Source organism: Pleomorphochaeta caudata (genome assembly GCF_055395745.1).
Genome location: NZ_AP042458.1, coordinates 1,316,588 through 1,327,984 on the forward strand (window position 1 = coordinate 1,316,588; position 11,397 = coordinate 1,327,984).

Genomic DNA, 11,397 nt, shown 5'->3' on the forward strand with positions numbered 1-11,397 from the left:
ATGAAATTAGTACTTGGCCTAGGTAATCTTGGTGCTGAGTATAAAGAAACTAGACATAATTGTGGATTCAAAGTTGTAGAATTATGTGCAGCGTTTTTTCATTTAAAGATGGAAAAGCGCTGTTTTCGTTTATATGAAAGTGCTAAGTTAACTACCTTAAATGATACCTATTTATTTATCAAACCTTTAACTTATATGAACAATAGTGGAGAAATTTTACGTTATTTTAAAAAGGTAAAATCTTCTGATATTATTGTAATCTGTGATCAAATGGATTTGCCTTTATCTTTTATTAGAATTAAAAAAGGTGGAGGGGATGCTGGTCATAATGGATTAAAAAGTATAATTAAAAACTTAAAAGGCGAAAAAGACTTTACTAGAATCTATGTTGGAATTGGTAGACCAGAAAAAGGTAAAAGTGTAGTTGAGCATGTATTAGGGGTTGAAGAAAACAAAGATCAATTTTATCAAGGCATAGAAAAAGCAAATGAAGCATTGAAGGCTTTGATAAATGGAGAGTCTATTGATAAGCTAATGCAGCAATATAATGTGAAGATTAAGTAGAGAGTTATGTAATAAAGTTACATTTGTTAATATTTATGATTGACGAATGAGGTTTTTCTAGTCATATTTTTATTATTAGTATAATTTTTAGGTGGCTATATGGATCAATTCAATGAATATTTTATCAAATATCCTAATTTAATTAATAAAAAAATTGCTGTTGCATTTTCAGGTGGAAGCGATTCGTTAGCTCTATTATATCTGTTATCACAAAAAATTGATAAGAAAAATTTAATTGCCTTATATGTTAATCATGGATTAAGAGGAAGTGAAGAATTATCAATTGAAAGTGAAACTAATAAAAATAATTGTGCTTCTTTAGGTGTTAATTATAAAGAGATAATACTTGAAGAAGGTGTTATTGAAGCGGAAGAGGAAATAAGAAATAACGGTATTGAAGACGCCGCAAGGTATTTAAGATATCAAAAATTGATTGATTATTGCAAAGAAAATGGTTTTGAAGCTTTAGCTACTGCACATACTATTGATGACCAACTTGAAACAATGATTATGAGATCTTTTAATGGAGCATCTTTATTATCTTTATCATGTATTAGAGAAATTAGAGAACAAGATTCAATTATGATAATTAGGCCTTTATTAGCCTATACAAAAGATAATTTAAGATTGTTATTGAAAGTTGCAGGTTTAACTTGGAGTGAAGACTCAACTAATGCTAAAACTGATTATTTAAGGAATAGGATTAGAAAGGAGATTTCTCCTAAAATTGAATCAATATTTCCTGATGCAAAAAAAATTGTTTATAGAAATGCATTAATGTTTTCAGGTCTAGTATCTTTAGCTCAAGAGCAAATTAGTTCATTAATTGAAGATAATAAAGTTAATAGAAAAGAATATTTGCTTCAAAAAGAAATTATAAGGTATAATGTACTATCTACAATTATTAAAAAATACGAGATTCCCTCCTTTAAAAAAGTTGTTCATATTGATAATGTAATAAGGAACAAAAAAGAAGGTAGTGAAATATTTGGTAATGTTGAATTATTGATAAAAGATAATTCTTTTGTTATTAATGAGTTTGTGCAATTGCCTAAATTTAGTTATATTATTGATAACGCACAGGATCAAGAAATAAAAGTTTTTGATAAAAAGCTAATGATTTCTTCCCAAAAAAATGATAATACTAAATTATTAAGAATTGCTGATGAAGATATAAGTTACCCTTTAATTTTAAGAAACATTAGAAGTGATGATTCTTTAGTAACTGAAAGTGGGACTGTAGAAATATCAAAATTTTTATCTGGTTGGAAAATTAAAGAATCAGATAGAGATAAGGTATTAGTTTTAGAAGATAGAAATGGTATTGTTGCCCTCTTTGCAAAACATATTGATGGAAGAGATAGATTGGCAAAGAGAGTGAAAACTCCCCTTGAGGGAAAAACCGTTAGAATATATAGTATTGGTTAAAAGGATTATGTAGTGAATACAATTAATAAAATGGAACGAGCAAAAGTTGGAATTTATTTTGAAGATAATAATAACAACAATAAAGATAATAAGCCAAAAAACAGTAATGATTTTTGGAATGGTTTAAAGGGCGGAGGCTCTCCGAATAATAATGATGGCAAAGGACCATTTAAAACACCTAAGAATAAAATATCCTTTGGTATTTTTATTTTTGTATTATTAACTTTTGGAATTTTAATGTTTGATAGTATGGCAAATGCTGGTGTACAAACAGTTCCTTATACTACTTTCAAACAATATGTTGCTTCAGGACAAGTCACTACTGTTGATATTGAAGCAAATCAAAAAATAACATTTGTAACTCAATCAAATGTTAGAATGAAAACTTTGATTCCTTATGCAGATCAAAATTTGTTAGATGAGTTAGAAGGAAGTGGAATTATTGTTTCAGGTTCTGAACAACAAGTTTCATATCTTTCCTTGTTCTTAAGTCTTATTCCTTGGGTAATATTTGTTGGCTTTATGGTTATTTTATATCGTCAAGCTAATGGAATGAATTCAAAAATGATGGGTGGCTTAGGTAAAAATCTAGCAAAAGAATATAAACCAGATGAAAATAAAACAACATTTAAAGATGTTGCTGGACAATTAGAAGCTAAAAATGAATTGCTAGAAGTTGTTGATTTCTTAAAGAATCCTTCTAGATTCCATAAAATTGGTGCAAAGATTCCAAAAGGGGCTTTATTGGTTGGTCCTCCAGGAACTGGTAAAACTTTATTAGCTAAAGCTGTTGCAGGTGAAGCTGGAGTATCTTTCTTACATACTAGTGGTTCAGACTTTGTTGAAATGTTTGTTGGTATGGGTGCTTCTCGTGTTCGTGATTTATTTGAACAAGCAAGAAAAGCTGCACCATGTATTATTTTCATTGATGAATTAGATGCTGTTGGTAGAGCTCGTGGAGCTGGTCTTGGCGGTGGTCATGATGAAAGAGAACAAACTTTGAACCAAATTCTTGTTGAAATGGATGGTTTTGATTCTGTTTCCAATGTTATTGTAATGGCTGCTACAAACCGTCCTGATGTTTTAGACCAAGCATTACTTAGACCAGGTAGATTTGATAGACAAGTTGTTGTTGATTTACCAGATATTAAAGAAAGAGAAGCTATATTAGAAATACATTGTAAGAAAGTTAGACTAGAAAGTGATGTTGATTTAAATAGAATTGCTAGAGCAACTCCTGGAAGTAGTGGTGCAGATTTAGCTAATATGATAAATGAAGCTGCTTTATTTGCTGCAAGAGAAAATAAAGAAACTGTTTCAATGAACAACATTGAAGAAGCTAGAGATAAAGTTTTATTAGGTGTTGCAAAGAAGAGTAAAGTAATGAGTGCAGATGATAAGAGAGCTACTGCATATCATGAAGCAGGGCATACTTTATTACACTATTATTTAAACAATGTTGATCCATTACATAAAGTAACAATTATTCCTCATGGTAGAGCTTTAGGTTTAACAATTAGTTTACCACTAAAAGATGCATATACTTTAACAAAGAGTAAATTATTAGATAGAATTAAAATTACTATGGGTGGTTATGTAGCTGAAGAAATTGTTTATGGAGAAACCACAACTGGTACTTCAAATGATATACAACAAGCTACAAATATTGCTAAGAGAATGGTTACTGAGTTTGGTATGAGTAGTATTGGATTTATTAATCTAGGTGATGAAGATGAACCTTTATTCTTAGGTCGTGAAATTGCTCAGCACAAAAACTACAGCGAAGCAACTGCAAAAATCATTGATAGTGAAATGCTTAAAATATTGGATGATTGTTTAGATGAAACTCGTGATATCTTAACAACTCATAGAGATCAATTAGATTTATTAACTGATCGATTAGTTGAAAAAGAAACTCTAGATGATGCAGAAATAAGAGAACTTTTAGGTTTTGATCCAATAGAAAATAATTTAAGTTTAAAATAAAAAAGGATAAATATGGGACATGATTATTCTTTGACCAGAAACTTTTGTATAATTGCGCATATCGACCATGGTAAATCTACCTTGGCCGATCGCTTTATTGAGAAAGCTCAATTAAATAAATCAAGAGGACCTGCTCAAGATCAAGTTTTAGATAATATGGATATCGAAAGAGAAAGAGGCATTACTATAAAAAGCCAAGCTGTTACGATTCCTTATAAAGCAAAAAATGGTAAAACTTATAAATTAAATTTAGTTGATACCCCCGGTCACGTTGACTTTAGTTACGAAGTCTCAAGAGCTATTAGTTCTTGTGAAGGTGCTTTATTACTAGTTGATGCCTCTCAAGGTGTAGAAGCTCAGACTTTAGCTAATTTATATTTAGCTATGGAACATAATTTGGAAGTAATTCCAGTAATTAACAAAGTTGATTTACCATCTGCAGATATTCCAATGTGTCTTGAAATGATTGATAACGATTTAGGCTTAGACCCTGATTTAACAGTTCAAGTAAGCGCAAAAACTGGTTTTGGAGTAGATGAATTATTTGAAAAAATAGTTGAAATTATTCCACCACCACAAGGTGATGATGATGATCCTTTAAAAGCTGTAATTTTTGACTCTCATTATGATCCTTATAGAGGTATAATAGTTCACTGTAGAGTTTTTGATGGTTGTTTGAAAAAAGGCGATCATATTAAATTTATGCACGGCGGGGTTGATTATGATGTTGAAGAAGTTGGAGTCTTCCAATTAAACTTTATCAAAACTGGTATTTTGCATGCCGGTGATGTTGGTTATTTCATTGCTGGTGTTAAAAAAATTGGTGATATAAGAGTTGGGGATACTGTAACAAAATTTGATAATATGGCAGATGAGCCTCTAGAAGGATTTAGAGAAGTTCAACCTGTTGTATTCTCTTCAATTTATCCTGTTGATTCAAATGACTATGAAGAATTAAATGATGCAATTGAAAAACTAAAACTTAATGATGCTTCTTTAGTTTATGAAAAAGACTCTTCAGCTGCTTTGGGCTTTGGTTTTAGATGTGGGTTCTTAGGTCTCTTACATTTAGAAGTAATTCAAGAGAGAATAGAAAGAGAATTTGATTTGTCAATAGTTTTTACATCTCCTTCTGTAGAATATAAAGTACATTTGAAAAAAGAAGATGAAGTTATAGAAATTGATAATCCATTAGAATATCCTGATCAAGTATTAGTTGAATATAGTGAAGAGCCATACATTAGAGCTAATGTTATAACTCCTGCTGAATATATTGGACCTATTATGAATTTAGCTATTGAGAAACGTGGAGTTCAAACTAATATGAATTATCTCGATTCAAAAAGAGTTGAATTGCAATATGAAATGCCTTTAGCTGAAGTATTATTTGAATTCTATGATAGATTAAAATCTATTTCTCGTGGTTATGCATCTTTTGATTATGAAGTAATTGGTTATAAAAGAACTGACTTGGTTAGATTAGATATATTAGTTAATGGAGAACAAGTTGATGCTTTATCTCAATTAGTATTTAGAGGTAATGCCCAACAAAGAGGTAAGATAGTTTGCCAAAGATTAAAAGGTGAAATTCATAGACAACAATATAAAATAGCTATTCAAGCTGCTATTGGTGGACAAATTGTATCAAGAGAAACAATTTCTGCTTATAGAAAGGATGTTACTGCTAAATGTTATGGTGGAGATATTTCTAGAAAGAGAAAATTGCTTGAAAAACAAAAAGAAGGTAAAAAACGAATGAAGATGGTTGGAAGTGTTGAAATTCCACAACAAGCATTTTTGGCAGTTTTAAAAAGTGACGATACTAGTAATTAATAAAATTTTTAAAGAGTTTGTGTGTTTACATGAGCTCTTTTTTTGAGGTAAAAATGAAAGAGTTATTTGGAAAAACAAAAGGTGGAGAAGAAGTATTTAAATATACTATTGAAAATGGTAAGTATTCTTTAGAGGTATTAACCTTTGGGGCTTTAATTTATTCTTTAAAAGTTCCTTCTAAGGATAAGAAAATAGTTGATGTTGTATTAGGCTATAATAAGTTTGAAAATTATCTAGATACCAATACTTTTTATGGAATGAGTGTTGGTAGAGTTGCAAACCGTATAAAAGATGCAAAATTTACTTTAAATGGTATTGAATATAACATAGAAAAAAATGAAGGTGAAAATTCACTTCATAGTGGACCTTCTTCCTTAGCTTTTAAGAACTGGTCTTGTGAAGAAACTGTAATAAATAATAATCCTGCTTTAATTTTAAGTGTTACATCTTTTGATGGAGAGGGTGGTTTTCCTGCTAATGTAACAGTTAAGTGTTTTTATATCTTAACTAGTGATGGACAATTGATTGTTAGATATGAAGGCTTTAGTGATAAGGATACTATTTTGAATATGACTAATCATAGTTACTTTAATTTAAGTGGAGATCCTAAAACTACAATTTTAGATCATCAATTATTATTAAATTGTGATAAATATGTTGATATAGATGATAAATTAATACCAACTGGTGAATTACTATCTGTTGAAAACACTCCTTTTGATTTTAGATTGCCTCATACAATCGGAGAAAGAATAGAAAAAACTGGAAATGGCTATGATCATGCTTTGTGTTTTGCAGATTATACCGGCCAACTAACTTTAGTTGGAACATTTAAATGTGATAGAACAAATATAATGATGGATATCTTTACTACCTTGCCATCACTTCAACTATACAGTGGTAATTTTATAGGTGAAAATGAGATTAATAAAGATGGATCAAAGGGTTTGAAAAATAGTGGAATTTGTTTTGAAACTCAATTTTATCCAGATTCTCCTAATAATGAGAATTTTCCATCAATAGTGTTGAGAAAATGTGAAAAATATGATCATACGACAATTTACCAATTTGGGACCTATTAATAAATAAAAAATAAATGTGTGAGAATTTAGTTAATTTTCACACATTTTTTATAGTTTTATATCTATTTATTTCTTCTTCGTCTTTTAAAGATTGTATTGTTCTTTTTAATTACTTCTAATGAAAATTCTTCAGGGACAGGATCAATACCACCAATATAAAATCTGCTACAGCGTAATATTCTTACAACTCCCAAAATAGTGCCTTTTATAATCCCATGCTTTGATACAGCCTGTAAAAAATAGGTTGAACAAGTAGGAGAATATATACAGGAGCCACCTATATAAGGTGAAAGAATGCCTTTGTATAGATAAACTGGTATTAAATATATCTGCCTTAGAAGCTTTTTTATTTTTTTCATATCATCAATATAGACAATGAATTATTAAAAAACAAGTTACTTTGTCACATAACGGGTGAAAAAAAATATTGATAAACAAAAACTTTTTATATAATATGGTTTAAGTATTTGACTTTTATATAAGTTAATGCTAAGTTAACAACATATTTTAGAATTCTAATGGAGGAATAATCATATGGCAGGTAATGTATCAAAGAACGCACGTCGTGCAGGTGCACAAGTTCTAACAAGTCGTTGGGGTGGCGCTATCAAAATGAAGAGTGTTTTTGAAAATGGTAGACTACGTCACGTTGCTTATTGTGAAAAAACTGGTAACACAGCTAGAAAAGCAAAAGACTTAATGTAAATAAAATATTAAATTTTAGTTAAACCGAAGTTAAAACTTCGGTTTATTTTTTTATTGAATAATTTGTGTAAAAATAAATATTGATATAAAACATAAAGAAAGGTATAGTGTATATTAAGTGGTAATGTAAATTATCAAATTTTGAGGGCAATGGAGAATTTGAGGTCTAAATTGGCAAGTTTGAATTGTTTAAGTAATAAATAATCAAATTATTTCATTTTTTTTGTACCTAAAATTGAACTCATATGATATACTTCTATAGAAGAAGTATTTATTATACAAAAACCATTGAGATTTATATTAGGAGGAAAACCGTGAAACGTTTTTCAAGTAAATTAATGTCAGCATTGTTAGTAACATTGCTCATCGTTTCCGTAATAGGATGTAAGTCAGCACCAGAGCCTGTTGAACAAGTTCCAGCTGCAGCAGTTGTAAAACCTGTCGCTCCAGCTAAAGAAGAAGCTCCTGTTGTTGAAAAGGCTGAAGCTCCTGCTGAAGTTGCTGAAGTTGTTGAAGCTCCTGTAAAAGAAGAAGCTCCTAAAGCGGAAGTTAAAGAAGAACCTAAAGAAGTTACAGTTGTTGAAGAACCAAAAATGCCTGAAGTTGTTTATCCTTACGGTGTAAAGGAAATTGTAAAAGCTACAGGTCATGATGTATTCGACTTATTTATTGTACATACAAACGATGTACATGGTAGATTAGAAGCAACAGATAGCAATATCGGTTATTCAAGATTAGCTACTATGATGCAAGTTGCAAGAAGTATTACTGATAATATCTTGTTATTAGATGCTGGTGATGCAATCTCAGGTAGTAATCTTGTTAATTTATATAAAGGTGAAACTGCTGCTGTATTACTTGACATGTTAGGATATGATGCAATTGCTTTAGGTAACCATGAATTTGATTATGGTTTGGACAGAATTCTAGAAGCTTCTAAGATTGCTAAAGAATATTCAAATGTAAAAGTATTATCAGCTAACACATTAGATAAGAACGGTTATTTATTATTCCAACCTTATCAAGTATATAACTTTAATGGATTTAAAGTTGGTGTAGTTGGTTTAACAACTCCTGATACTGCAGTTACTACTAATCCAAAAAATATTCAAGGTGTAACATTTGATGATCCAATGATCATTAAAAACGCTCAAGCTGCTATCGACTTAGCTCATCAATATGTTGACTATGTAATAGTACTAGGTCACTTCGGACTTGATGAAAACGGTCCAAGTGGATATACATCAAAATTAGTTCTTGAAAATCTTGACGGAATTGATTTATGGATAGATGGTCATAGCCATGACTTACTTCCTAATGGTGAATATGTAAACGGTGCTTTATTAGTTCAAGCTGGTGAATACATGGAAAATGTTGGTGTAGTTGATGTTCTAGTTAAGAATAAGAAAGTTGTTTCTCAAAACGCATTTGTAATTAAAGCATCTGACGTTGTAGATCCAGCTAACAGCCCATTAGCAAGTGCTTATGGAATTACTTCAGTTCCTGAAGATCCACAAGTAAAAGCATATATTGATGCTAAGAAAGCTGAATTAGATGCAGTTTATAGCAACGTTGTTGCAAGTGTTCCTTCAGTATTACAAGGCGAAAGAGCTGACGTAAGAACAAGAAAGACAAACTTATCACAAATGATTTGTACAGCAATGACTGAATCATCTGACGCTGATTTCACAATCACAAACGGTGGTGGAATTAGAGCAAGTATTGATGCTGGTGATGTAACAATGGGTGAAGTAATCACAGTATTACCATTCAATAATGTTGTAACAGTATGTGAATTAACTGGTGCTCAAGTTTATGAAGCTCTAGAACACGGATATAGTGCATTACCTAATGCTGCTGGTTCTTATGCTCAAACTGACTTAAAGGTTATTTACAACAAGTATGCAGAACCTGGCAAACGTATTATCAGAGTTTATGCTAATGGCCAAGCTATTAAGAAAGACTCAACAGTTTATCATGTAGCAACTAATGATTTCATGGCTGCTGGTGGTGACGGATATACAATGTTTGACAAAGTTATATCTATGAGAGATCTTATGAGTGATGTATTAGCTAATTACTTAGCTGAAAATTACCCAGCAAAATAATTACTAATTACTTAGTAAATAATTGGCCCACTTAATGTGGGCCTTTTTATTTGTAAAAATAGTTAAATTTAATGAAATTAATTATGTGCTAAATAAAAATAATACTGGAATTTTTCTTATTTATCTCTTATAGTAATATTAATCGAATTTATTTTTTTAAAAAATTTTTTTTGATTAACAAATTATAAGTATCGTAGAATCGTTACTTACAAAAACAGTTATTAGAAACTTTGAAAAAAAGATTTTTTTTTATTTAAATTGTATTGACAGAAATGGCTCAATAAGGTAATGTACCAATCGTTCGATGAACTTAAGCGCCTGTAGCTCAGTCGGTAGAGCAGGTGGCTGTTAACCACCCTGTCGGGGGTTCAAATCCCTCCGGGCGCGCTTAATTTTGCTCCCAATTATTAGGGAGCTTTTTATTTGCTCTAGGTATGAGAGCTGAATCATACCCTAATAGAACTTATTAGAAATGCTGTTCTGAAAAATAGTTTTGTTAGAAGAAAATACTTTCTTAAAGGAATTGACTATGGCAACAAGAAGAGGCCCACGTTTTAAAGAATGTCGTAGATTAGGTGTGAATGCTTGTGGTCACCCTAAGGCTATGGATCGTGCTAACGCTCCTGCTTTTCGAAAGAAACACAAAGTATCTGATTATGGTATGCAATTAGCTGAGAAACAAAAAGTTAAAGCATATTACGGTATCTTTGAAAAGCAATTACGTAATTACTATGCAGATGCAAGTAAATCTGAACAAAGAACTGGTGACGCTTTAATTACAACACTAGAATGTCGTTTAGATAACCTTGTATATCGTATCGGATTTGGAAACTCAATCAGACTATCACGTCAATTAGTTTCTCATGGTCACATTTTAGTTAACAACAAGAAGGTTGATATTCCTTCTTACCAATGTAAAGTTGGCGATGTGATTTCATTAAAAGAAAAATCTCGTAAGAACGAACTTTTCAAGAAGAACTTCTTAGGTGCAGTAAAATTCAAATTAGCTTATTTAGATAAGAATGAAGAAGGATTTGCTGGTACATTATTAAGAGTTCCAGAAAGAGCAGAAGTTCCTGTTGAAATCAATGACCAATTGGTTGTTGAGTTCTACTCAAAATAGACTTAATTATAAAGTCGCAAAAAAAACTACTAGTCAGCATACTAGTAGTTTTTTTATTTATATAAACTTTTAAACATTCTTTTTAAAATCTTCTAAGTTTAAGAATTCAAAGAAATGGCATTTGCCACTTTTTAATAAAACAGCTGTTACGCTTTTTTTGAATATCTTATCAAATAGATTTAATTCTGGGAGATCTTTAGGCTCTCTAGTTTTATTAATTACTTCTAAAGCGTGGGATTGAGAGACCTTAAATACTTTTTCTACTTCACTTGCAGCAAAGTCTCTTTGTAATTTAACATATTTTTCTTTTTGCTTTTTTTTGGTTTTTAATTCCATTCCGAATATTGCATATTTTTTTTCAAAATCTTCAAAATAGAAGGTGTCATTAATTTTGAAAATAAAAACGCCATATTCTCTAAGTGTAGAATCAGAACAGCCATACCAAGTTGCAAATGTTTTCCAAGTAATTTCTCCACCGTATTGATTCTCTAAATTATCTAGAAATTCTTTTGTTTCTTCATCCATATTAGTGCTTAGCTTATTTCGCTATCCTCCAAATTTATTTTAT

General features: G+C 30.6%; 10 protein-coding genes and 1 tRNA gene. 9 read left to right on the top strand and 2 right to left on the bottom strand.

What is annotated here, in order from left to right:
• The 5 genes from pth (at window position 1) to ACZ5RS_RS06085 (ending at window position 6,893) form a co-directional block, all read left to right on the top strand.
• Entirely contained in the window at window positions 1–564 is a 564-nt protein-coding gene (gene pth, locus ACZ5RS_RS06065; protein WP_464638419.1) for an aminoacyl-tRNA hydrolase, read from the top strand.
• A 99-nt stretch (window positions 565–663) separates the two neighbouring features.
• The gene (tilS, locus tag ACZ5RS_RS06070) at window positions 664–1,992 is read left to right on the top strand and encodes a tRNA lysidine(34) synthetase TilS (protein ID WP_464638421.1); all 1,329 of its coding nucleotides are present in this window, start codon (window positions 664–666) and stop codon (window positions 1,990–1,992) included.
• Between the two features lie 30 nt (window positions 1,993–2,022).
• Complete coding sequence (gene ftsH / locus ACZ5RS_RS06075) at window positions 2,023–3,978, top strand: ATP-dependent zinc metalloprotease FtsH (RefSeq protein ID WP_464638937.1); 1,956 nt, start codon at window positions 2,023–2,025, stop codon at window positions 3,976–3,978.
• A 12-nt stretch (window positions 3,979–3,990) separates the two neighbouring features.
• Window positions 3,991–5,811: a translation elongation factor 4 gene (gene lepA / locus ACZ5RS_RS06080; RefSeq protein WP_464638422.1), complete on the top strand. Its 1,821-nt coding sequence runs from the start codon at window positions 3,991–3,993 to the stop codon at window positions 5,809–5,811.
• 53 nt (window positions 5,812–5,864) lie between these two features.
• Window positions 5,865–6,893, top strand: coding sequence for an aldose epimerase family protein (locus tag ACZ5RS_RS06085; RefSeq protein WP_464638424.1), 1,029 nt, complete (start codon window positions 5,865–5,867; stop codon window positions 6,891–6,893).
• Between the two features lie 62 nt (window positions 6,894–6,955).
• Here ACZ5RS_RS06085 and yidD read toward each other — a convergent pair whose 3' ends face one another.
• Complete coding sequence (gene yidD, locus ACZ5RS_RS06090; RefSeq protein ID WP_464638426.1) at window positions 6,956–7,252, bottom strand: membrane protein insertion efficiency factor YidD; 297 nt, start codon at window positions 7,250–7,252, stop codon at window positions 6,956–6,958.
• A gap of 175 nt (window positions 7,253–7,427) precedes the next feature.
• On the opposite strand from yidD, the gene ACZ5RS_RS06095 reads away from it, so the two are divergent.
• The 4 genes from ACZ5RS_RS06095 to rpsD all read left to right on the top strand — a co-directional run bounded on the left by ACZ5RS_RS06095 (window position 7,428) and on the right by rpsD (window position 10,829).
• Window positions 7,428–7,598: a hypothetical protein gene (locus tag ACZ5RS_RS06095; RefSeq protein WP_464638427.1), complete on the top strand. Its 171-nt coding sequence runs from the start codon at window positions 7,428–7,430 to the stop codon at window positions 7,596–7,598.
• 314 nt (window positions 7,599–7,912) lie between these two features.
• Window positions 7,913–9,706: a 5'-nucleotidase C-terminal domain-containing protein gene (locus ACZ5RS_RS06100; RefSeq protein ID WP_464638429.1), complete on the top strand. Its 1,794-nt coding sequence runs from the start codon at window positions 7,913–7,915 to the stop codon at window positions 9,704–9,706.
• 314 nt (window positions 9,707–10,020) lie between these two features.
• Window positions 10,021–10,093 (top strand) — tRNA-Asn (locus ACZ5RS_RS06105).
• A 142-nt stretch (window positions 10,094–10,235) separates the two neighbouring features.
• Window positions 10,236–10,829, top strand: coding sequence for a 30S ribosomal protein S4 (gene rpsD / locus ACZ5RS_RS06110; RefSeq protein ID WP_464638430.1), 594 nt, complete (start codon window positions 10,236–10,238; stop codon window positions 10,827–10,829).
• A gap of 69 nt (window positions 10,830–10,898) precedes the next feature.
• Here the strand turns inward: rpsD and ACZ5RS_RS06115 are convergent, their stop codons facing one another.
• Window positions 10,899–11,354, bottom strand: coding sequence for a hypothetical protein (locus ACZ5RS_RS06115; protein WP_464638432.1), 456 nt, complete (start codon window positions 11,352–11,354; stop codon window positions 10,899–10,901).
• Window positions 11,355–11,397 lie beyond the last annotated feature (43 nt).

Excerpts from the sequence above, each read along its gene's own strand:
- pth (WP_464638419.1), top strand. The coding sequence starts at position 1 with ATGAAATTAGTACTTGGCCTAGGTAATCTTGGTGCTGAGTATAAAGAA.
- tilS (WP_464638421.1), top strand. The coding sequence starts at position 664 with ATGGATCAATTCAATGAATATTTTATCAAATATCCTAATTTAATTAAT.
- ftsH (WP_464638937.1), top strand. The coding sequence starts at position 2,023 with ATGGAACGAGCAAAAGTTGGAATTTATTTTGAAGATAATAATAACAAC.
- lepA (WP_464638422.1), top strand. The coding sequence starts at position 3,991 with ATGGGACATGATTATTCTTTGACCAGAAACTTTTGTATAATTGCGCAT.
- ACZ5RS_RS06085 (WP_464638424.1), top strand. The coding sequence starts at position 5,865 with ATGAAAGAGTTATTTGGAAAAACAAAAGGTGGAGAAGAAGTATTTAAA.
- yidD (WP_464638426.1), bottom strand. The coding sequence starts at position 7,252 with ATGAAAAAAATAAAAAAGCTTCTAAGGCAGATATATTTAATACCAGTT.
- ACZ5RS_RS06095 (WP_464638427.1), top strand. The coding sequence starts at position 7,428 with ATGGCAGGTAATGTATCAAAGAACGCACGTCGTGCAGGTGCACAAGTT.
- rpsD (WP_464638430.1), top strand. The coding sequence starts at position 10,236 with ATGGCAACAAGAAGAGGCCCACGTTTTAAAGAATGTCGTAGATTAGGT.
- ACZ5RS_RS06115 (WP_464638432.1), bottom strand. The coding sequence starts at position 11,354 with ATGGATGAAGAAACAAAAGAATTTCTAGATAATTTAGAGAATCAATAC.